The sequence below is a fragment of the Gordonia soli NBRC 108243 genome, assembly GCF_000334455.1.
GTDB lineage: Bacteria > Actinomycetota > Actinomycetes > Mycobacteriales > Mycobacteriaceae > Gordonia > Gordonia soli.
On the sequence record NZ_BANX01000018.1, the window covers coordinates 67,371 to 88,231 of the forward strand.

Below are 20,861 nucleotides of genomic sequence, written 5' to 3' on the forward strand. Positions count from 1 at the left end.
CGTCACTCCCCTGTTCGTTCCAGCACGGCCAGGCCGGGCAGTTCCTTGCCCTCCAGGTACTCCAGTGAGGCACCGCCACCGGTGGAGATGTGTGAGAAGTCGGAATCGGGCAGGCCGAGTGTGCGGACCGCGGCGGCGGAGTCGCCACCACCGACGACGGTGAACGCACCCTTGGCGGTGGTCGCGGCGATCGCCTCGGCCACACCTCTCGTGCCCGACGCGAACTTCTCGAACTCGAAGACGCCGGAGGGGCCGTTCCAGAAGATGGTCTGCGCACCGGACAGGACCGCGGCGAACCGCTTGACCGACTCCGGACCGATGTCCAGGCCCGACCATCCGTCGGGGATCTCCTCGACGGGGACGATCGACGAGTCGGCGTCCGCGGCGAAGCGGTCGGCGATCACCACGTCCACGGGCAGATGGATCACATCGCCGAAACGGTCCAGCAGATCCTTGCAGACCGAGATCTGGTCTTCCTGCAGAAGCGAGGATCCGACCGAATGTCCCTGTGCGGCAAGGAAGGTGAACGCCATACCGCCACCGATGACCAAGGTGTCGACCTTGGGGGCCAACGCCTCGATGACGCCCAGCTTGTCCGAGACCTTGGAACCGCCGAGCACGACCGCGTACGGCCGGGTCACCTCGTCGGTGAGCTTCGACAGAACGTCGACCTCGGCGGCGACGAGTTCGCCCGCGTAGTTCGGCAGCAGCTTCGCGACGTCGTAGACCGACGCCTGCTTGCGATGGACCACACCGAATCCGTCCGAGACGAACGCTCCGTCGTCCCCGACCAGTTCCACGAGGGCCGCCGCCAGCGACTCGCGCTCGGCGTCGTCCTTCGACGTCTCGCGCGGGTCGAACCGGATGTTCTCCAGCAACAACACGTCGCCGTCGGTGAGGCCCTCCGCCCGCGCGAGGGCGTCGGTGCCGACGACGTCACCGGCCAGCTGGACGTTACGACCGAGCTCTGCGCCGAGCCGCTCCGCCACCGGCGCGAGCGAGAACTGCGGGTCCGGCTCGCCCTTCGGGCGACCCAGGTGGGCGGTGATGATGACCTTGGCGCCGGCCTCGATGAGGGCGGTGAGCGTCGGCAGGGAGGCCAGGATGCGGCCCGGATCGGTGATCGTCGTCCCATCGAGCGGGACGTTGAAATCCGACCGGACCAGCACCCCGCGTCCCGAGACGCCCTCGTCCAGAAGGTCCTTCAGTGTGCGGACAGCCATGTTCGCGGGTCTCCTCGTGAACTGCGTGTCAGAGCGACTTGCCGACCAGACCGGTCAGATCGACCAGGCGGTTGGAGTAGCCCCACTCGTTGTCGTACCAGGAGACGGCCTTGACCTGGTTGTCGATGACCTTGGTCAGACCGGCGTCGAACAGCGAGCTGTGCGGGTCGGTGACGATGTCGCTCGAGACGATGGGTGCGTCGTAGTACTTGAGGATGCCCTTGAGCGGACCGTCGGCGGCGGCCTTGAGCGCACCGTTGACCTCGTCGACCGACGGCGACTTCTTCAGGACGGCGGTGAGGTCGGTGACCGAGCCGGTCGGGATCGGCACGCGCAGCGCGTAGCCGTCGAGCTTGCCCTTCAGCTCCGGGAGCACCAGGCCGATGGCCTTGGCCGCGCCGGTCGAGGTCGGGACGACGTTGACCGCGGCGGCGCGGGCGCGACGCAGGTCCTTGTGCGGGCCGTCCTGCAGGTTCTGGTCCTGGGTGTAGGCGTGCACGGTGGTCATCAGGCCCGAGACGATGCCGAACTCGTCGTTGAGGACCTTGGCCAGCGGGCCGAGGCAGTTGGTGGTGCACGAGGCGTTGGAGATGATGTTCTGGCTGCCGTCGTACTTGTCGTCGTTCACGCCGATGACGATGGTGATGTCCTCGTCGGACGCGGGCGCGGAGATGATGACCTTCTTGGCGCCGGCGTCGAGGTGGCCCTGGGCCTTCGCGCGGGCGGTGAAGATGCCGGTGGACTCGACCACCACGTCGACGCCGAGGTCGCCCCACGGAAGGGCCGACGGGCCCTCCTTGATCGACAGCGCCTTGATCTTCTTGTCTCCGACGACGATCGTGTCCTCGCCCTCGAGGCTGACGTCCTCGGGTAGGCGACCCAGGATGGAGTCGAACTTCAGCAGGTGCGCCAGTGTGGCGTTGTCGGTCAGGTCGTTGACCGCGACGATCTCGATGTCGGTGCTACCCAACGCTTTCTGTGCTTCCACGGCGCGGAAGAAGTTCCGGCCGATCCGGCCGAATCCGTTGACGCCAACCCGAACTGTCACTGTGCGCTCCTTAGCGGTATTCATCGGTACAGGGCCTGGGGCCACCGGGCACGAACACCCGACTGCCGCTGCGCAGAGCCCTCGGCAGGTCTCAGCCTAGTCGGCGCACGTCGAGACCACAGCACAGGGTGTGACCGATGGCCGAGCGCTGGTCAGGCGTCGTCGAGCAGCTCCGTGGTGACCGCCGACTCGGTGTCGGGGATGCCGTCGGTCCGCGCCTTCTTGTCCGCCATCGACAGCAGACGCCGGATCCGTCCGGCGACGGCGTCCTTGGTCATCGGCGGGTCGGCCAGCTGCCCCAGCTCCTCCAGCGATGCCTGCCGGTGGGTGACGCGCAACTGGCCGGCCGCGACCAGATGGTCGGGGACCTCGTCGCCGAGGATCTCCAGCGCACGCTCGACGCGAGCGGCGGCGGCGACCGCGGCACGTGCCGAGCGGCGGAGATTGGCGTCGTCGAAGTTGGCCAGGCGGTTGGCGGTCGCCCGCACCTCGCGCCGCATGCGACGCTCCTCCCAGACCAGGCGCGTGTCGTGGGCGCCCATCCTGGTGAGCAGCGCACCGATGGCCTCTCCGTCGCGGATCACCACGCGGTCGGCGCCGCGCACCTCGCGAGCCTTGGCCGCGACGCCCAGGCGTCGTGCTGCGCCGACGAGCGCCAACGCCGCCTCCGGTCCGGGACAACTCACCTCCAGCGCCGACGAGCGGCCGGGTTCGGTGAGCGACCCGTGCGCGAGAAATGCTCCGCGCCAAGCAGCTTCCGCATCGGCGACACTGCCGCCGACAACCTGGGCGGGCAGCCCCCGGACCGGTCGACCGCGGAGGTCGAGCAGCCCGGTCTGCCGGGCCAGGCCCTCGCCGTCCTTGGTGATGCGCACGATGTAGCGCGCACTCTTGCGGATCCCGCCGCCACGCAGGACGTGGACGTCGGATTGGTAGCCGTACAGGTCGAAGATCTCGCGCCGGAGTCGGCGGGCGACGTTGCCGAGGTCCACCTCGGCCTCCACCACCACCCGGCCGGCCACGATCTGCAGCCCACCGGCGAAGCGCAACAGTGCGGACACCTCGGCTTTCCGACAACTCACCTGCGTGACGGTCAGACGACTCAGTTCGTCCTTCACCGCCGCGGTCATCGCCACCGGTCCCTGTCCTCCTGTCACCTGGTCCAGCACATCCTTCTCCACCCGAGGTCGGTCATCGCTCGTGCTGTCGACTCGTCGCGCGGGGATCCGACCGCCGACGGTGTTCGCCGGCGCACCCCGATCGGCTCCGATCTCGCGCCCGGTAAGACTATCGACTCAATTCACCTTCGCACAGTTCGTTCACCAGGATCGCGACTTTAGCGGGGTCATGGACCGGCTTGCCGGGCCGGGCCAGATCGCCGACATGCAGTCGGGCACCGAAGAGTTCCGCAGCGCGCACCAGGTGCTCGCGTTCACGCCCGGCGGGCACCGAGGCCGCATCGACCACGATGTCGTCGATGCGGAACGAGTCGGCGTGGGCGTGGAGCACGTGCAGGTGCCGTTCCACCGAGAAGCCGGTCGTCTCCCCTGGCTCCGGGGCAAGGTTGACGAACAGCATCTTGCGCGCCGACGTCTCCCGCAGCGCCCGCAATTGCTCCGGGACGAGGACGTGCGGGATCACGCTGGAGAACCAGGACCCCGGACCGAGCACCACCAGATCGGCGGCGCCGATCGCGGCGATCGCGTCGTCGCAGGCCGGCGGGTCGTTCGGCAGCAACCGGACCCGTCGCACCTTGCCCGGCGTGGTCGCGACCGCGACCTGGCCACGGATGCATCGGCTGATCCGCGGATCACTCTCGAGTCCGGAGACGTCGGCCTCGATCTCGAGCGGCACCGTCGACATCGGCAGCACCCGACCGTCGACGCCGAACAGCGCCACCAGTTCGTCGAGCGCGAGGACCGGATCCTCGAGGACCTCGGTGAGACCGGCGAGCACGAGATTGCCGACGGGGTGCCCGGCGAGAGCCCCGCGTCCGCCGAAACGGTGCTGGAGCATCTGCGCCCAGAGTTCGCGACGATCGGCCACCGGCTCTTCGTCCAGCCCGGTCGAGGCACCGGCGGCGTCGCGGGCCGCCGGAGCGGACATCAACGCGGACATCGCCATCCGGAGGTCGCCGGGCGGGATCACGCCGAGCTCGGCGCGGAGTCGGCCCGACGATCCGCCGTCGTCGGCGACCGTCACCACCGCGGTGACGTGCGGGCTGAGGTAACGCATCGCAGTCAGCGTCGCGTACAGGCCGTGGCCGCCGCCGAGCGCGACGATGCGCGGCGCTGCGCGGTCCGCGGTCGCCTCACCGGGATCGGCCTCCTCCAGCCGGACCTCGATGGGTGCGGTGTCGCCGGCCCCCACACCCGGTGTCATTCGCGCCCCAGGTCGCGATGGAGCACCCGGACGTCGTAGGTCGATCGACCGGTTTCGTCCTTCTCCTGGCCGAGGAGACGTGCCAGCGCCTCGGTGATGGCAACGCTGCGATGCTTGCCGCCCGTGCAGCCGACACTGATCGTCATGTAGCGCTTACCTTCCCGGAGGTAGCCCTGCCCGACGAGTCGGACCAGGTCGACGTAGAGCGCGAGGAAGTCGGTGGCCCCGGGCCTCCCCAACACGTAGTCGCGGACGGGCTCTTCCTGTCCCGTGTGGTCGCGCAGTTCGGGAATCCAGTGCGGATTGGGCAGGAATCGGACATCGGCCACCAGATCGGAGTCGATCGGCAACCCGTACTTGAAGCCGAATGACTGCACCGCCACACTCAACCGGTTGTCGGTGTCGTGCGGGTAGGCGTCCTCGACGACTTCCCGCAGCTTCGCCACCGACAGTGCCGACGTCTCGACGACCAGATCGGCGTAGTCTTTGATCGGCGCCAGGATCGCGCGCTCACGCGCGATGCCGTCGACCAGGGTGTCCTTGCCCTGCAACGGATGCCGCCTGCGGACCTGCTCGAACCGCCGGACCAGCATCTGATCACTGGCGTCGAGGAACAACACCCTGGTGCGCACCCCGGTGTCCTCCAACGACTTCCGGACCTCGACCAGGCGGTCGCCGATGGTCGCGTCGGACGCCCGGATCACCATCGCCAGACGCGCGGTGGGCACCGCTCCTGCCCTGATCGTGTCGACCATGGTCGCGATGAGGCTGGGCGGCACGTTGTCGGCGACGTACCATCCGTCGTCCTCGAGCACGTTGGCCGCGGTGGAGCGTCCCGCACCGGACATGCCCGCCACGAACAAGACCACGAGACCGTCCGGGGCGGTGGGGGTTCCATCGTCTGCCGGTGACGCGGCGGTCATCGCCGACCTCCTGCTCGCTCGCTGATGCCGGCGACGGCGGGACAGGGCATCGTCATTGCTCTCCTCCACCCAATGCGGCACGGACGGCCCGTGCCGTGGCGATCCCGATGCCGGGAACCTCCGAGATGTCCTCGAGGGTCGCCTCACGCAGTCGCGCCACCGACCCGAAATGGGTCACCAGCGCGGTACGCCGGGTGTGCCCGAGCCCGGGCACACCGTCGAGCACCGATTCGGTCATTCGCTTGCTGCGCTTGCTGCGATGGAACGTGATGGCGAAACGATGCGCCTCGTCACGCACCCGTTGCAGGAGGAACAGGGCCTCGCTGGTTCGGGGCAGGATCACCGGGTCGTCCTCGCCGGGGACCCAGACCTCCTCGAGCCTCTTGGCCAACCCGACGATCGAGACGTCGGTGATGCCTAGCTCGTCCAGGACGGCGGCCGCCGCATGGACCTGCGGGGCACCGCCGTCGACCACGAACAAGTTGGGCGGGTAGGCGAATCGGCGCGGACGACCGGTCGTCGGGTCGATTCCGGGTCGTGGATTCGTGTCGGCTTCGTCGATCACCGCGACCGACGAAGCCGCGCCGCGGTCGCCACCCACTCCGGCGGCGGTCGCACTCGACCCGCCGGTGCTCGGGGATTCCGCGGTCGTCGGATCGGTCGGGCCGGAGTCGTCCGGAGCCTGATCGGCGCGATGACGGAGGAATCGCCGCCGGGTCACCTCGGCGATGGAGGCGACGTCGTCGGAGCGTCCCTCACCGGCTGCCTCACGGATCGAGTAGTGACGGTAGTCGGACTTGCGGGGCAGACCGTCCTCGAAGACCACCAGCGACGCGACCACGTCGGTGCCCTGGACGTGCGAGATGTCGATGCACTCGATCCGTAACGGCGCCTGGTCGAGGCCGAGAGCCTCCTGGATCTCGGTCAGCGCGGCCGACCGGGTGGTGAGATCTCCTGCGCGACGGAGCTTGTGCTGTGCCAGGGCCTCCCCCGCATTGCGCGTGACGGTCTCGAACAGCGCCTTCTTGTCGCCTCGCTGTGGCACGCGGAGACTGACACGACTCCCCCGTAGCTCCGACAACCAGTCCTGGAGTTCCTCGTGGTCGGCGGGCAGATCGCCGACGAGGACCTCCCGGGGAATGGACTCGCCACGCACCCGGTCGTCGTCGATCTCGACCGTCGCGTCGAGGTCGACCTGGGCGCCGTAGAACTGCGTGAGGAACTGGCCGACCTGTTCGCCCGCCGAGTCGTCATCGGAACGTTCGACCACCCAGCCACGCTGACCGCGGACGCGTCCGTCCCGGACATGGAACACCTGCACCGACATCTCCAGCTGGTCCCCGACCATCGCGATGACGTCGGCGTCGGTGCCGTCCCCGAGGACGACGGCCTGCTTCTCCATGGCGCGGCGCATCGCCCCGACGTCGTCCCGTAGCCGGGCGGCACGTTCGAAGTCGAGTTGCTCTGCGGATGTACTCATCTCACGCTCGAGCCGCTTGATCATCAGGTCGGTGCGGCCGGCTAGGAAGTCGCAGAAGTCATCGACGATCTCGCGGTGTTCCTGAGCGCTGACCCGACCGATGCAGGGGGCGGAACACTTGTCGATGTACCCCAGCAGACAGGGGCGGTCGATCTGACGATGCCGTTTGAACACTCCCGTCGAGCAGGTGCGCGCCGGGAAGACCCGGGTCAACAGATCGACCGTCTCGCGGATCGCCCAGGCGTGGGCATACGGTCCGAAATAGCGGACCCCGCGTCGGCGTGGCCCGCGATAGACGAACAGTCGCGGGTACTCCTCGTTCAGCGTGACCGCGAGCATCGGATACGTCTTGTCGTCGCGATAGCGGACGTTGAAACGCGGATCGAATTCCTTGATCCAGTTGTATTCGAGCTGGAGGGCCTCGACCTCGGTGCCGACGACGGTCCACTCGACCGAGGCCGCTGTGGTGACCATCTGCCGGGTCCTGGGATGGAGCGAGGCGATGTCGGCGAAGTACGACGTGAGTCGCGACCGCAGACTCTTGGCCTTGCCGACGTAGATGACCCGACCGTGCTTGTCGCGGAACTTGTAGACCCCGGGGTCGGTCGGGATCGTCCCGGGTGCGGGACGGTAGGTAGTCGGGTCGGCCACGGATCCCAGGCTAGTACGCACCACCCACAGAGCGGCTGCACCCGAGGTCGACGGGGTACGCGCTGCATCTGGTAGCGCGTAGTCCGACGCCCCGTGCCGGTCGCGTCACGCGATCGGCGGCTGATCAGTCCGACGTCGGGCGAGGGGCGTGGATCTGTCGGAGCTCGCGGAACCTGTTCATCGCGCCGACCGCCCGATCACCGTCACCGGCCTGCACGGCCAGCACCGGGATGTGTTCGTCGGCGGGGAGCAGCAGCCGTGCGCCGAACCCCTTGTCGGGATAGGTCAACCCGACGATGCGATCCCATCCGAAGACGCGTTCGGAGGTGAGGTTGCGCACGCCGACACCCTGCGGGCCCACCCGCAGCCGGACCCGGGTGAACAGCAGGATGGCACCCGCGACGACGACACCGATGATCCAGATGGCGAACTGGTCGGACAGGCCGATCTGCACCCCCGTGTCGGAGATCGTCAGCAACGCGCCGAAGACGATGTGGATGATCAGGACCACGATCGCCACCGCGATCGCGATCCGTGGCGTGCGTCGGGGCCGATAGACGAACTCCCAGACATCGGAAGGCTCGGTGTCCCGCGCCGGCGGACCGGTCACGGGATGGTCGGCGCCCTCAGGCACCCGAAGCGCTCCCGCCGGTCCCGACCGTCGCGACCGCGCCGGTCGAGGCGACCACGCCGTCGTCGAGACCGCGCAGGATCAGCGCCGACGCGACCGCTGCGGTGGTGGCCTGTGCCCCCTTGTCCTCGGACGAATCCGGCAGGCCTGCGCGTGCCAATGCCTGCTCTTCGGTGAGTGTGGTCAGCACGCCGTTGCCGACCGGGGTCGACTCGTCCAGCGACACGCGGGTCAGGCCTGCGGTGACCGCATCGCAGACGTAGTCGAAATGCGGTGTCTCACCTTTGATCACGACACCGAGTGCGACCACGGCGTCGTGCGTGCGGGCGAGGGCCTGGGCGATCACCGGCAGCTCGATGGCGCCGGCCACCCGCACCACGGTCGGTGCCGGGACACCGTGCTGCTCGGCAGCTCGGAGTGCGCCGTCGAGCAGTGCGGTGCAGATGGTCTCGTGCCACTGTGACGCGATGATGGCGAGTCGGACCTGCCCGGCGTCGTCGAGTTCGAGCGTCGGCTCCCCTGCCCCGCTCATGCCGGATCCCCGTGTCCGACATGGCCGGTGGCCGGATCGTTCGGGAGTGGATCATCGAGGCCGGCGAGGTCGTGGCCCATGCGGTCTCGTTTGGTCCGCAAGTAGCGGAGGTTCTCCGCGTTGGCCCGGACCGGCATCGCGACCCGGTCGACGATCTGCAGGCCGTACCCGTCCAGACCGACGCGCTTGGCCGGGTTGTTGGTCAGCAGCCGCATCGAGGAGACCCCGAGGTCGACCAGGATCTGAGCACCGAGGCCGTAGTCGCGAGAGTCGGCGGGCAAGCCCAGTTGCAGGTTGGCATCGACGGTGTCGGAGCCGGCGTCCTGGAGCTGGTAGGCCTGCAGCTTGTGCAGCAGCCCGATCCCGCGGCCTTCGTGGCCGCGCATGTAGAGCACGATGCCCCGCCCCTCGGCCGCGACCATCTCCATGGCCGCGTCGAGTTGCGGTCCACAATCGCAGCGCAGCGAACCGAAGACGTCACCGGTCAGGCACTCCGAGTGCACACGCACCAGGACGTCGTCGCCCTGTCCGTCGGGACCTGCGATGTCACCCAGCACCAGGGCGACGTGCTCGACGTCGTCGTAGATGCTCGAGTAGCCGACCGCGCGGAAGTCGCCGTGGCGGGTGGGGATCCGGGCATCCGCGACGCGCACGACGTGCTTCTCGTTGCGACGCCGCCACGCGATGAGGTCGGCGATCGAGATCAGCGCCAGGTCGTGATCGTCGGCGAAGACGCGGAGCTCGTCCGTCTGCGCCATCGAGCCCTCGTCCTTCTGGCTGACGATCTCGCAGATGACGCCGGCCGGCGTGAGACCGGCCAGCCGCGCCAGGTCGACCGCGGCCTCGGTGTGCCCAGGGCGTCGCAGCACGCCGCCCTCCTTGGCGCGCAGGGGTACCACGTGACCGGGCCGGGTCAGGTCGTTGGCAGTGCTGGACGGATCGGCGAGCAGGCGCATCGTCGTCGCGCGATCGGCGGCGCTGATGCCGGTCCCGATGCCTTCGCGAGCATCGACGGTGACGGTGTAGGCCGTCCCGTGCTTGTCCTGGTTCATCGAGTACATCGGCGGTAGACCGAGGCGGTCGCAGTCGTCCCCGGACAACGGCACACACAGGTATCCGGAGGTGTAGCGCACCATGAACGCCACCAGTTCGGGAGTGGCCTTCTCGGCGGCGAAGATCAGGTCGCCCTCGTTCTCGCGGTCCTCGTCGTCGACCACGACCACAGCCTTGCCCGCGGCGATGTCGGCGATCGCACGCTCGACGGAGTCCAGTTCCACCCGCTCATGTGCCCCACCACCCTCGGTGGTTGCACTCCCCTGCGTGGTGCTCTCAGTAGTCATCTCGGTGCTCACTTCACATCAGGCTGCACGGCGGCGGTCGCCGGGTGCAGACGCTCCACATACTTCGCGATCACGTCGGCCTCGAGGTTCACCGGGTCTCCGATGGACACGGAACCGAGGGTGGTCTCGTCGAGGGTCGTCGGGATCAACGAGATCTCGAACCAGGTCTGTTCCCCGGGCGCACCATCCGACAACGCCGAGACGGTCAGGGACACCCCGTCGACCGTGATCGACCCCTTCTCGACGATGTAGCGGCTGATCGCGTCGGGGACGGCGATCCGGACGACGGTCCAGTGCTCGGACGGACTCACGGAGACGACCTCACCGACCCCATCGACGTGCCCCTGCACTATGTGCCCGCCGAACCGTCCACCGGCGGCCATGGCGCGCTCGAGGTTGACCCGCGATCCGGTACCGAGGCGGGCGAGCGAACTGCGGTCGAGGGTCTCCGCCATGACGTCGACGGTGAACGCGTCGGGGCTCTGTTCGACGACGGTCAGGCAGACGCCGTTGACCGAGATGGAATCGCCGAAGGATGCATCGCTGGTGACCAGTGGTCCTCGGACGGTGATGCGCGCCGCGTCGGACAACTCCTCGCGGGCGACGATGGTGCCGAGTTCTTCGACGATCCCAGTGAACACGCAACGCTCCTCTGTGCTCGCTCGGAGCGGAGAGGGCGCACAGGTGTCGCCTGTTCTCTCATATCCGGACTGTGACCGTCGGCTCCGGAATCACACCGGATCTGCTGACCTCGCCGTTGTCGGCGAGCGCTCGCGGGCTTCCGTCCACACGCACTGACGTGCGGACGATCACCGCCGGTGGGGACTTTCACCCCGCCCCGAGAACTATGTCCTCGACGCTAGCACGGGCTCCCGAGCACCCGATATCCCGCATTCATCGCGAGCGCAAATCCGAGCCGGTCACCGACCTGCCGATGCACGCCGGAAGCACCGCGCCCGGACTACGATGTGACCATCGTCTCGTCGGTCGGCGGCACTTCCGACCGTCGCCACGGGACCGGGAGAACGGAGACCTCCGATGTCCGACCGCGCAACCGTCGACGCCCCGTCCAGCCATGCCGGTCCGGGTGCCCGCGCGCTGGCGCTGGTACGCCGACAATGGTTGCCGATCCTACTGGCGGTGATCGCGGTGGTGTTCATCGTCCAGAACCGGCAGCGGACGCGCATCGACTTCCTCTTCCTGCACGTCACGACGCCCCTCTGGCTCACGCTCACGATCGTGTGCCTGATCGGAGTGGTCATCGGCTGGTTCGCTCGTCGCCGACGTCGGTAACAGCATCCCGTCAGGTGGGATTCGTAGGACGTCCGAGCCGGATGCGCACATCTGGATCGAGGCCGTCGACTCCGGTGATCGAGAAACCTCGCGCGTCGGTCAGGGTCTGCACGGACGGGATGTCGATGGATGCCGCGCCTGCGCCGAGGATCGTCGGCGCCAGGAAGAGATCGACCTCGTCGACGAGGTCGGCGGCGAGGAACGCACCGATGATCGCCGGCCCGCCTTCGACCAGGACCCACAGCGCGTCCGGCAGAGCCGCGAGCACATCGGCGGGATCGTGTGATCCGACCTGCACGAACGGTGCCGCGTCATCGGCGACACGAGCATCGGCGGGGAGCCGGCGCCGCCCCATCGCGACGCGCGTCGGCTGGTGCGGGTAGAGGTGTCCGTCGGCATGTCGGGCAGTCAGTGACGGATCGTCGCGGATCACTGTCCCCGTACCCACGACGATCGCGTCCAGCCGGGCCCGCTGCTCGTGGACGGCCGCACGTGCTCGTGGACCGGTGATCCATTGGCTGGTGCCGTCCGGGGCGGCGATCCGTCCGTCGAGCGTGCTCGCTATCTTGGCGGTCACGAACGGTCGGCCGACGCGCTGTCGGAACAGCCAGTGGCGCAACGGTCCCGCTTCCGCGTCGGTGCGGGCGACATCGCCGACCACGTCGATCCCCGCCGCACGCAGGGTCGCCGCGCCACCGCCGGCGACCGGCGAGAGATCGGGGACCGCGTAGCGGACCGCCGCGACCCCGGCATCGATGAGTGCGCGGGCGCACGGTCCGGTCCGACCCGTGTGATTGCAGGGTTCGAGAGTGACGACGGCAGTGCCACCGCGCGCGGCCGGGCCGGCGTCACGTAAAGCCATCACCTCGGCGTGCGGGCCGCCGGGCGGCTGTGTTGCGCCCCGACCGACGACGGCCCCGTCCCGATCGAGGATGACGGCACCCACCGGAGGGTTCGGCGAGCTCGATCCCTGCGATCCCACCGACTCGGCGATCGCGGTCGCCATCGCCGTGGCGATCGTCGGATCGATCGCGGCCGGATCGAGGTCGTCTGGCATCGGCTCAGGCGCGGTGCCCGACCGCGGCCGCCGCTGCCTGCGCGCGCAGGGCTTCGACGGCCACCCCGGGGTCGGACGCACCGTAGACGGCCGATCCCGCGACGAAGCAGTCGACACCCGCCTCCGCTGCCTGCTCGATGGTGTCGGCGTTGATGCCGCCGTCGATCTCCACCGTCAGGCGCAGCTGCCCGGAGTCGACGATCTTGCGGATGGCCCGAACCTTGTCGAGCACCTCGGGGATGAACTTCTGGCCGCCGAAACCGGGCTCGACGCTCATGATCAGCAGGGTGTCGAAGTCGCGCAGGATCTCGAGGTAACCGTCGAGCGGGGTGCCCGGCTTCAGACTGAGTCCCGCCGCTGCTCCGGCTGCACGGATGTCTCGCGCGACAGCACTCGGGTCATCGGTGGCCTCGGCGTGGAACGTCACGTTCGCAGCACCGGCCTCGGCATACGGCGGTGCCCAGGTACCGGGATCTTCGATCATCAGGTGGCAGTCCAACGGGATGTCGGTGGCCTTGAGCAGACTCTCGACCACCGGCAGGCCCAGGGTGAGGTTCGGCACGAAGTGAGCGTCCATCACGTCCACGTGCAGCCAGTCGGCTCCCGGCCGATCCTCCGCGGATCCGACCGCCGCGGCCTCGGCGGCGAGGTGCGCGAAGTCGGCGGACAGGATGGACGGTGCGATCATCGGCGTGCGGCCGGGTGCAGACATGGTGACGATTGTAGGGCGCGCATGTGTCGCGACCGCGCACCATCCGGTCGACCCGGACGATGGGTCCGAGTGGGCCCCAGCTCAGGCGTCGACGGTCAGGGCGGCCAGGAACATGGCGTCCGTGCCGTGCAGGTGTGGCCACAGCTGCACCGACGGCCCGGCCCCGACATCGTCCACGCCGACCTCTGAACGCGCATCGAGCTGACGCAGAGCGGGATTGGCGGCAAGGGCCGCGCCGATGACCTCGGTGGTCTCGGCCGGATGCGGTGAGCAGGTCGAGTACACGATGACACCGCCGGGTCGGATGAGACGTACGGCCTCGTCGAGCAGTTCACGCTGGAGTTCTACGAGGGTGACCACATCGTCGGGGGTCCGACGCCAGCGTGCCTCCGGTCGGCGCCGCAGCGAACCGAGTCCGGTACACGGGGCGTCGAGCAGGATGCGGTCGTATCCCGGGTCCAGATCGGTCTGACGGGCGTCGGCGACGCGGACGGTGACCGGGAGGTCTCGGGTCACCTTGCGCACGAGTTCCGCACGGTGCTCGGACACCTCGATGGCGTCCAGGTGCGCACCGTCGATGTCCGCGATCGCACCGAGCAGGGCCGCCTTCCCGCCGGGGCCGGCGCACATGTCCAGCCACCGGCCGTGGTCGTCGGCGAGCTCGAACTGCGTCAGCGCCCGCGCGACCGACTGACTGCCCTCGTCCTGCACACCCGCGTAACCCTCACGCACGGCATCGATCTGGCCCGGGTCACCGCCGGGAAGGTAGACGCAGTACGGCGACCATCGACCCGGGTCGCCGCCGGAGACCAGCGCCAGTTCCTCGGCGGTGATGAGCCCGGGGCGCGCGACCAGGTGGACCGGTGGGCGTTCGTCGTCGGCGGCGAGGGCCGCCTGCAACTGACCGGCCGAGCCGCCGAGCGCGTCGACGAAGACCTCGGCGATCCAGCGCGGATGGGCGTACCGGAACGCGAGGTTGCCGACCAGGTCAACGGCCATGGATGGCGCCAACTCGTCGACCCAGAGGTCCTCGTCGCGCTGGGAGACCTTGCGCAGCACCGCGTTCACGAACCCCGACGGCCCCATCCCGGCCTCGGAGCGGATCAGGTCCACCGAGGTGGAGACGGCCGCGTGCGACCCGATGCGGGTACGCAGCAACTGATAGGTGCCCAACCGGAGGACATCCAGGACGGCTCCGTCGATGTCGGCGACCGGACGTCGCGCCGCCGACTCGATGACCGCGTCGAGGAGGCCTTGTGCACGGGCCGCGCCGTAGGTCAGTTCGGTCGCGAGCGCGGCATCCCGACCGGTGATCCCCCGCTCGCGCAGCAACTTCGGCAGCAGGATGTTGGCGTAGGCAGCTCGTTCCCGAACCGCCCGCAGTACGTCGCGCGCAGTCGCGCGCACCTGATCGACGGGCTTGTCACGTGTCATCGCCGGTCGCTTCATGCGAGCTCCGCCCCGTCGGTCAGTCGCGCGCCGCGCGCCCAGTCGGCGGCAGGCATCTGCTTCTTGCCCGGCGGCTGCACCCAGCCCAGACGCACCGGAGTCGACGATGTGCCCACGAAGACATCACGTTTGGTGATCGCGAGGGTCGCGATCGACAGGTCGGCGGGGGCGGTGGGATCGGAGTCGGTGTCGACCACCACAACCGGCCCGACCTTGACACGCTGGTCGGCGAAGGTCGTCCACGCGCCGGGAGCCGGGGTGTGTGCCCTGATCTGCCGATCGATGATGTGCGCGGGGAGTTCCCAACGCACGCGCGCTTCCTCGACCGTGACCTTCGGCGCATGCGACACCCCGGCCGTGGACTGCGCCACGGGGGTGAGACGACCGGCGGCGACGCCGTCGATCGTCTGCTCGAGGAGCTGGGCACCCGAGACGGAGAGTCGTTCCAGGACAGCACCACTCGTGTCGTCCGGACGAAGGGTCTCGGTGATGACCCCGAAGACCGGTCCGGTGTCGAGCCCTTCCTCGAGACGGAAGGTGCTGGCGCCGGTCACCTCGTCCCCCGCCGCGATGGCGGCCTGGACCGGCGCCGCACCCCGCCACGCGGGCAGCACCGAGAAGTGCAGGTTGATCCAGCCGTGTGCGGGGAGGTCGAGCAGGCCCGCGGGCACCAGACCTCCGTAGGCGACCACGGCACCGACGTCGGGCCGCCAGTCGCGGAGTCGGTCGAGTACACCCGGATCACCGAGGCGGCGCGGCGTGAGGACCTCGATGTCGTGCTGGTCGGCGAGTTCGGCGACCGGCGACCGGACCACTTTCCGCCCACGCCCGGACACCGCGTCGGGTCGTGAGATCACACCGACGATCTCGTGCCGCGGCGAGTCGAGGAGCAGTCGGAGCGACGGCACCGCGACCTCCGGTGTGCCGGCGAAGACCACCCTCATGCGACCCCTTCCAGATGTCGACGCCACGCCTGTCGCGGCGGCCGTGTGTTCATCCGATGGTAGGCGGGTCCACCTGCACGCGGATCGGCCCGGTCTCGTGATGGGTGTTGCGGCGGACCTGGGCGCCGACGAGTGCCTCCGACAACGCCCGGCCGGTCCGGCGCGGCACCCGGACGAGGATCCGTTCGGCCTCTCCCTCGATCTGCTCGCCCCGATCGCCGCCCGCGGGTGGCCGCACCCCCGGTGGCAGGGGCACCGGGCCGAGGAGTTCTGCGCCGTCGGGCAGTTCGATGGTGTCGGCGAACGAGGTGATCATCTCCGGTGAACCGTCGATGGACGCCATCGTGACAGCCGGCGGAAAACCCAGCTCGACACGTTGCGCCAGTTCATGATCGGCGAACCCGACCGGGTCCCAGCGGATCACCGCCTGGACCGCAGGCAGGGTCGCGTCTGCCACGACGACGAGCGTGCCACCGTCGCCGTGCGGCCGCACCAGCGTCCCCACCGCCATCCACCGCCGGACCGCATCCTCGGTGGCGCGCAGGTCCTCACGGTCGAGTTGCGCCCAGGTGTCGACGATCACGCCCGCGCCGTAGCCACCGTCGGCGACCGGCTCGGCCCCGGGGGTCGCGACCACCAACCGTGCGCCGGTGGGGATCTCGTCGGCCACCGTGTCGCCACCGGAGGTGGTCACCGGGACCCCGGCGAACGCGCGACCGAGCTCTTCGGCGGTGCGTCGAGCACCGGTGGTCAGGGCCCGCACCCGTCGGCCACCACACGTCGGGCACCGGAAGGCACGCTCGGGCCTGCCGCACCATCGACAGTCGACCGCCCCGTCCGCGTGGACCTGCAACGGTCCATGACACGCACGGCACCGCGCGTGGGTCCGGCACCGTTCACACGCCACCGACGGGATGTATCCGCGACGAGGGACGCTGACGAGCGCAGGCCGATCGTCGGCGAGCGCCTTGCGGACGGCGTCGAACGCGACCGCGGGCATCCGGGCAGATCGGGCCAGCGGATCGCGTGCGATGCGGTTGTCCTCGTCACTCAACGCGATGACATGCGGACTGCGGGCGCGGACGTCGACGCGCTCGGCGACGAGATCGTTGGCCCACCCGGCGGCGACGAGTGCATGTGCCTCTGCGGTACGGGCGTGCCCGCCGATGACCAGTGCCGATTTCTCGAGGTGCGATCGCAGCACCGCCACTTCACGCGGATGCGGATACGGTGCGCGTGGCTCGACGAGGCTGTCGTCGCCGTCGTCCCAGACCACGACCAACCCGAGGTCGGCGACCGGGGCGAAGATCGCACTGCGGGTGCCGAGCACGACCGACGCTGCGCCGCGTCGGATGGCGAGCCAGCGGCGGTATCGGGCGGTCGGTCCGAGACCGGCCGCCAGGGTGACGCAGCGATCGCCCAGCAGGGGCGAACACGCGGCGGCCACCCGATCGAGATCGCGCTGATCGGGCACCACGATGATGGTGCCGCGTCCGGCTGCTGCGGTCCGCGCGGCGAGTTCGGCAAGTCGGGTCGGCCAGTCCTCACCCGGCGTCGCCTGCCAGATCGCGCGCGGATGGTTGTCGGACAGCGATGTCAGAAACGAGTCGGCGTGGGCATAGGTATCCCATCCCTCGCCGTCGGGCACGCCGACCACCGATTCGGGAGGCGGCGTCTCCTCTTTCTCGGTGCGCGCGTGCCGGGGCGGGATGGCGAGCCGGATCACATCCGACATGGTTCCCGCGTATCGGTCGGCAACCGCCCGGCACAGCTGTGCGAGTTCAGGTGTCAGGACCGGTTCGGCCGAAACGACACGCTCCACCCAACCCAGCTTGCCTTCGTGTGCGCTCTCGTCGATGCGATCGAGGAGGTACCCGTCGACGAGCCGACCGGCGAATCGGACGCGTACCCGCACCCCGGGTATCGCGTCGGCGTCCTGATCCGTGTCGATCAGGTAGTCGAACGGACGATCCAGATGCGCCAGCCCCAACATCGGCAGCACTGTACCGATGGGGCGCTCGGAGGCCCGCTGCCGCGCGCCCGAGGTGCGCGGGCTCACCGGAGCACCGGGCGGCGCGGACCGCGACTACAGACCGGCAGCGGCCCGCAGCTTGTCGGCACGATCGGTGCGCTCCCACGGCAGGTCGACATCGGTGCGGCCGAAGTGCCCGTAGGCGGCGGTCGGACCGTAGATCGGTCGCAGCAGGTCGAGGTCGCGGATGATCGCCAGCGGGCGCAGGTCGAATTCCTCGGTGATGACCTTCTCGATGATGGACGGGTCGACGGTCTCGGTGCCGAAGGTCTCGACGAACAGACCGACCGGTGCCGCCTTGCCGATGGCGTAGGCGACCTGGACCTCGATGCGTGTGGCCAGCCCCGCGGCGACTGCGTTCTTGGCGACCCATCGCATGGCGTAGGCAGCCGAACGGTCGACCTTCGACGGGTCCTTGCCCGAGAACGCGCCACCACCGTGACGGGCCATGCCGCCGTAGGTGTCGACGATGATCTTGCGGCCGGTCAGGCCGGCATCGCCCATCGGGCCGCCGAGCACGAACTTGCCGGTCGGATTCACCAGGAGGCGGACCTCCGAGGTGTCCAGGGTCGGGATGTCGAGGTCGGCGAGGACCGGGTCGAGCACCTGCGCGCGGATGTCCGGTGACAGCAGGTTGTCGAGGTCGATGTCGGCCGCATGCTGGGTCGACACGACAACGGTGTCGAGGCGGACCGGCTTGTCGCCGTCGTACTCGATGGTGACCTGGGTCTTGCCATCGGGACGCAGGTACGGCAACACACCGGTCTTGCGGACCTCGGTCAGCCGACGCGACAGCCGATGGGCCAGTGCGATCGGCACCGGCATGTACTCCGGGGTCTCGTTCGTCGCGTACCCGAACATGAGCCCTTGGTCGCCTGCGCCCTGGGCGTCGATCTCGTCCTCGGAGATGCCGCTGCGGTGCTCGTGCGAGTTGAACACGCCGCCGGCGATGTCGGGCGACTGTGCACCGATGGCGACGTTGACGCCGCAGGAGGCGCCGTCGAAGCCCTTGGTGGACGAGTCATAGCCGATGTCGAGGATCTTCTGGCGGACGATTCCCGGGATGTCGACGTACGCCGAAGTGGTCACCTCGCCCGCTACGTGCACCTGACCGGTCGTGACCAGGGTCTCGACCGCCACGCGCGACCGGGGGTCGTCGGAGAGGAGGGCATCCAGGATCGAGTCGCTGATGGCGTCACAGATCTTGTCCGGATGCCCTTCGGTGACGGACTCACTGGTGAACAGACGTGACGAGGTGGTCATCGGTTCCTCTCAAGGTCGGCCCGGGCCGGTGCGGCGACGCACAGCGAGATCGGTGCGGGCCGTGTCGTGGGTGGTCCTGGTGTGGCGGTGGTCGGTCGGCGCCGGTGCGCGGCGACCTGGTGGTCCGTGTGTCGAAAGTCTTCGTGCATGTTCTACCGCTTCACCGACATCGGTGTCGATGCCGGTCATCGCGGTCGTCGGCGCCCACGCCGGGGTCGGCGACCGGAACGGGAGGCCGTGGTCGGGCCCCTGAGTGGATTCCAACCTACACACCCGTGATGACGCGGTCGCCGGCCGCGGTGCGGTCAGCGTCGACGACCATCAGGCACCAGCGTGCGGACCTGGTCAAGGATTCGGCTCGCCATGAGGGTTTTGGACCCCAGCGGCAGGGCTGTCTCGGATCCCGTCGACGAGAGCAGCCACCCGGTGTTGTCCTCGGTGCCGAACGCCTTGCCTTCTCCCACCGCGTTGACCACGAGGAGGTCGCATCCTTTGCGCCCGAGTTTCGCTCGTCCGTGGTCGAGGACTCCGCCGTGTTCGTCACCGGTCTCCGCGGCGAATCCGACGATGACCGTCTCGGCCGGGATCCGGCCTTCGGTGCGGCTCTCGACGAGTCCACGGAGGATGTCGGGGTTGGTGGCGAGTTCGATGGGTGCCGGACCGGCGGCGCCCTTCTTGATCTTGGATTCGGCCACGCTGGTGGGCCGGAAGTCGGCGACCGCGGCCGCCATGATCACCACGTCCGCCTCGGCCGCGCGCTTGGTCATCTCGTCGGCGAGTTCGGTGGCGGTCGCGATCCGGACGACCTCGACCCCCGCGGGATCACCGGGTTCGGCCGTCGATCCGGCGACGACGGTGACCTGCGCTCCGCGCTGGGCGGCTGCTCGTGCCAGTGCGAACCCCTGCTTGCCGGAGCTGCGGTTCCCCAGGAAGCGCACCGGGTCGAGTGGTTCGCGGGTGCCGCCGGCAGAGATGACCACGCGAACGCCGGCGAGGTCGTACGGGAGGGCATCGGCGCGCTCCATGAGCAGTTCGCCGAGGAGTGCGATCTCCTGCGGGTCCGGAAGCCGGCCCCGACCGCTGTCGGCACCGGTGAGGCGCCCGGACGCGGGGGTCATGACGGTCGAACCGTGCGATCGGAGGGTCGCGATGTTGGCCTGGGTGGCCGGATGCTCCCACATCTCGGTGTGCATCGCCGGGGCGAACAGCACCGGACATCGCACCGTCAGCAGGGATGCGGTCAGGAGGTCGTCGGCGCGCCCCACAGCCGCGCGCGCCATCAGGTCGGCGGTGGCCGGTGCGATGACCGCGAGGTCGGCGCCCTGCCCGAGGCGAACATGTGCGACCTGGTCGACATCGGAGAAGACGCCGGTGGTCACCGGGTTGCCGCTCAGCGCCTCGAAGGTGGCGGAACCGACGAACTCGAGGGCTGCGGGAGTGGGGACCACACGCACGTCATGGCCTGCCTCGGTGAAGTGTCGGATCACCGAGCAGACCTTGTAGGCGGCGATCCCGCCACCGACCCCGACCAGGATTCGACGGCGCGATGCGCCAGGCGTCGTCATCGCCCTACCGGCTATTCGCCTTCGGTGTGCTCGAGGAGGTCGGAGTGGATCTCGCGCATCGCGATCGACAACGGCTTCTCCTGCAGGCCCGGCTCGACCAGCGGTCCGACGTACTCGAGGATGCCGTCGCCGAGCTGGTTGTAGTAGTCGTTGATCTGTCGTGCGCGCTTGGCGGCGTAGATGACCAGCGCGTACTTCGACGATGCGCGCTCGAGGAGATCATCGATCGGCGGGTTGGTGATACCCAGCGGCGTCTCGTATGCCGGCGCGTCGTTGATCTCGGTCAGTTCGAAGTTGGTGGTCACGCAATCTCCTGCATCGGTCGTGCGTATGTGT

At 69.1% G+C, this 20,861-nt stretch carries 19 protein-coding genes and 1 riboswitch; of the genes, 1 reads left to right on the forward strand and 18 read right to left on the reverse strand.

The annotated features are described in order from the left end of the window. Positions 1 to 2 precede the first annotated feature (2 nt). The 10 genes from GS4_RS12920 to GS4_RS12965 all read right to left on the reverse strand — a co-directional run bounded on the left by GS4_RS12920 (position 3) and on the right by GS4_RS12965 (position 10,851). Positions 3 to 1,223 (reverse strand): phosphoglycerate kinase, encoded by a 1,221-nt coding sequence (locus tag GS4_RS12920; protein ID WP_007621194.1) that lies wholly within the window; start codon positions 1,221 to 1,223, stop codon positions 3 to 5. Between the two features lie 28 nt (positions 1,224 to 1,251). After that, positions 1,252 to 2,271 carry a type I glyceraldehyde-3-phosphate dehydrogenase gene (gap, locus tag GS4_RS12925; RefSeq protein WP_007621195.1) on the reverse strand — a complete coding sequence of 340 codons (1,020 nt, stop codon included), beginning with the start codon at positions 2,269 to 2,271 and terminating at the stop codon, positions 1,252 to 1,254. A gap of 152 nt (positions 2,272 to 2,423) precedes the next feature. Then, the gene (gene whiA / locus GS4_RS12930; RefSeq protein ID WP_174344014.1) at positions 2,424 to 3,401 is read right to left on the reverse strand and encodes a DNA-binding protein WhiA; all 978 of its coding nucleotides are present in this window, start codon (positions 3,399 to 3,401) and stop codon (positions 2,424 to 2,426) included. 157 nt (positions 3,402 to 3,558) lie between these two features. Continuing rightward, the gene (locus GS4_RS12935) at positions 3,559 to 4,653 is read right to left on the reverse strand and encodes a gluconeogenesis factor YvcK family protein (RefSeq protein ID WP_083862721.1); all 1,095 of its coding nucleotides are present in this window, start codon (positions 4,651 to 4,653) and stop codon (positions 3,559 to 3,561) included. After that, positions 4,650 to 5,576, reverse strand: a complete 927-nt coding sequence (rapZ, locus tag GS4_RS12940) for an RNase adapter RapZ (RefSeq protein ID WP_007621199.1) — start codon at positions 5,574 to 5,576, stop codon at positions 4,650 to 4,652. The genes GS4_RS12935 and rapZ overlap by 4 nt, the downstream gene beginning before the upstream one ends. A 52-nt stretch (positions 5,577 to 5,628) precedes the next feature. Then, complete coding sequence (gene uvrC / locus GS4_RS12945) at positions 5,629 to 7,707, reverse strand: excinuclease ABC subunit UvrC (RefSeq protein WP_007621200.1); 2,079 nt, start codon at positions 7,705 to 7,707, stop codon at positions 5,629 to 5,631. A gap of 124 nt (positions 7,708 to 7,831) precedes the next feature. Next, complete coding sequence (locus GS4_RS12950; protein ID WP_051989722.1) at positions 7,832 to 8,317, reverse strand: PH domain-containing protein; 486 nt, start codon at positions 8,315 to 8,317, stop codon at positions 7,832 to 7,834. A gap of 16 nt (positions 8,318 to 8,333) precedes the next feature. Next, the gene (ribH, locus tag GS4_RS12955; protein WP_007621202.1) at positions 8,334 to 8,870 is read right to left on the reverse strand and encodes a 6,7-dimethyl-8-ribityllumazine synthase; all 537 of its coding nucleotides are present in this window, start codon (positions 8,868 to 8,870) and stop codon (positions 8,334 to 8,336) included. After that, complete coding sequence (locus GS4_RS12960; protein ID WP_245555657.1) at positions 8,867 to 10,210, reverse strand: bifunctional 3,4-dihydroxy-2-butanone-4-phosphate synthase/GTP cyclohydrolase II; 1,344 nt, start codon at positions 10,208 to 10,210, stop codon at positions 8,867 to 8,869. Before GS4_RS12960 ends, ribH begins: the two co-directional genes overlap by 4 nt. Positions 10,211 to 10,218: 8 nt before the next feature. Beyond that, positions 10,219 to 10,851, reverse strand: a complete 633-nt coding sequence (locus GS4_RS12965; RefSeq protein ID WP_007621212.1) for a riboflavin synthase — start codon at positions 10,849 to 10,851, stop codon at positions 10,219 to 10,221. 48 nt (positions 10,852 to 10,899) lie between these two features. Continuing rightward, a riboswitch (FMN riboswitch) is annotated at positions 10,900 to 11,060 on the reverse strand. A gap of 188 nt (positions 11,061 to 11,248) precedes the next feature. Here GS4_RS12965 and GS4_RS12970 point away from each other — a divergent pair. Continuing rightward, the gene (locus GS4_RS12970; protein ID WP_007621218.1) at positions 11,249 to 11,503 is read left to right on the forward strand and encodes a lipopolysaccharide assembly protein LapA domain-containing protein; all 255 of its coding nucleotides are present in this window, start codon (positions 11,249 to 11,251) and stop codon (positions 11,501 to 11,503) included. A gap of 10 nt (positions 11,504 to 11,513) precedes the next feature. On the opposite strand, the gene ribD is transcribed toward GS4_RS12970, so the two are convergent. The 8 genes from ribD to rpoZ form a co-directional block, all read right to left on the reverse strand. Then, a complete protein-coding gene (gene ribD / locus GS4_RS12975) occupies positions 11,514 to 12,560 on the reverse strand; it encodes a bifunctional diaminohydroxyphosphoribosylaminopyrimidine deaminase/5-amino-6-(5-phosphoribosylamino)uracil reductase RibD (protein ID WP_007621220.1) in 1,047 nt (348 codons plus the stop codon). Between the two features lie 4 nt (positions 12,561 to 12,564). Continuing rightward, complete coding sequence (gene rpe, locus GS4_RS12980) at positions 12,565 to 13,272, reverse strand: ribulose-phosphate 3-epimerase (protein ID WP_007621221.1); 708 nt, start codon at positions 13,270 to 13,272, stop codon at positions 12,565 to 12,567. Positions 13,273 to 13,353: 81 nt separating this feature from the next. After that, the gene (locus tag GS4_RS12985) at positions 13,354 to 14,721 is read right to left on the reverse strand and encodes an RsmB/NOP family class I SAM-dependent RNA methyltransferase (RefSeq protein ID WP_007621223.1); all 1,368 of its coding nucleotides are present in this window, start codon (positions 14,719 to 14,721) and stop codon (positions 13,354 to 13,356) included. Continuing rightward, complete coding sequence (gene fmt / locus GS4_RS12990) at positions 14,718 to 15,665, reverse strand: methionyl-tRNA formyltransferase (protein WP_040510433.1); 948 nt, start codon at positions 15,663 to 15,665, stop codon at positions 14,718 to 14,720. The genes GS4_RS12985 and fmt overlap by 4 nt, the downstream gene beginning before the upstream one ends. Before the next feature lie 49 nt (positions 15,666 to 15,714). Beyond that, positions 15,715 to 17,658: a primosomal protein N' gene (locus GS4_RS12995; protein ID WP_040510455.1), complete on the reverse strand. Its 1,944-nt coding sequence runs from the start codon at positions 17,656 to 17,658 to the stop codon at positions 15,715 to 15,717. Between the two features lie 93 nt (positions 17,659 to 17,751). Next, positions 17,752 to 18,960, reverse strand: coding sequence for a methionine adenosyltransferase (gene metK, locus GS4_RS13000; RefSeq protein ID WP_007621226.1), 1,209 nt, complete (start codon positions 18,958 to 18,960; stop codon positions 17,752 to 17,754). 305 nt (positions 18,961 to 19,265) lie between these two features. Then, positions 19,266 to 20,525, reverse strand: coding sequence for a bifunctional phosphopantothenoylcysteine decarboxylase/phosphopantothenate--cysteine ligase CoaBC (gene coaBC / locus GS4_RS13005; RefSeq protein ID WP_007621227.1), 1,260 nt, complete (start codon positions 20,523 to 20,525; stop codon positions 19,266 to 19,268). A gap of 11 nt (positions 20,526 to 20,536) precedes the next feature. Next, positions 20,537 to 20,830, reverse strand: a complete 294-nt coding sequence (gene rpoZ, locus GS4_RS13010) for a DNA-directed RNA polymerase subunit omega (RefSeq protein WP_007621228.1) — start codon at positions 20,828 to 20,830, stop codon at positions 20,537 to 20,539. Positions 20,831 to 20,861: the final 31 nt, after the last annotated feature.

Coding starts and splice junctions, on each gene's coding strand:
- GS4_RS12920 (WP_007621194.1), bottom strand. CDS start 1,223: ATGGCTGTCCGCACACTGAAGGACCTTCTGGACGAGGGCGTCTCGGGA.
- whiA (WP_174344014.1), bottom strand. CDS start 3,401: ATGACCGCGGCGGTGAAGGACGAACTGAGTCGTCTGACCGTCACGCAG.
- GS4_RS12935 (WP_083862721.1), bottom strand. CDS start 4,653: ATGACACCGGGTGTGGGGGCCGGCGACACCGCACCCATCGAGGTCCGG.
- rapZ (WP_007621199.1), bottom strand. CDS start 5,576: ATGACCGCCGCGTCACCGGCAGACGATGGAACCCCCACCGCCCCGGAC.
- ribH (WP_007621202.1), bottom strand. CDS start 8,870: ATGAGCGGGGCAGGGGAGCCGACGCTCGAACTCGACGACGCCGGGCAG.
- GS4_RS12960 (WP_245555657.1), bottom strand. CDS start 10,210: ATGACTACTGAGAGCACCACGCAGGGGAGTGCAACCACCGAGGGTGGT.
- GS4_RS12970 (WP_007621218.1), top strand. CDS start 11,249: ATGTCCGACCGCGCAACCGTCGACGCCCCGTCCAGCCATGCCGGTCCG.
- ribD (WP_007621220.1), bottom strand. CDS start 12,560: ATGCCAGACGACCTCGATCCGGCCGCGATCGATCCGACGATCGCCACG.
- rpe (WP_007621221.1), bottom strand. CDS start 13,272: ATGTCTGCACCCGGCCGCACGCCGATGATCGCACCGTCCATCCTGTCC.
- GS4_RS12985 (WP_007621223.1), bottom strand. CDS start 14,721: ATGAAGCGACCGGCGATGACACGTGACAAGCCCGTCGATCAGGTGCGC.
- fmt (WP_040510433.1), bottom strand. CDS start 15,665: ATGAGGGTGGTCTTCGCCGGCACACCGGAGGTCGCGGTGCCGTCGCTC.
- GS4_RS12995 (WP_040510455.1), bottom strand. CDS start 17,658: ATGTTGGGGCTGGCGCATCTGGATCGTCCGTTCGACTACCTGATCGAC.
- metK (WP_007621226.1), bottom strand. CDS start 18,960: ATGACCACCTCGTCACGTCTGTTCACCAGTGAGTCCGTCACCGAAGGG.
- coaBC (WP_007621227.1), bottom strand. CDS start 20,525: ATGACGACGCCTGGCGCATCGCGCCGTCGAATCCTGGTCGGGGTCGGT.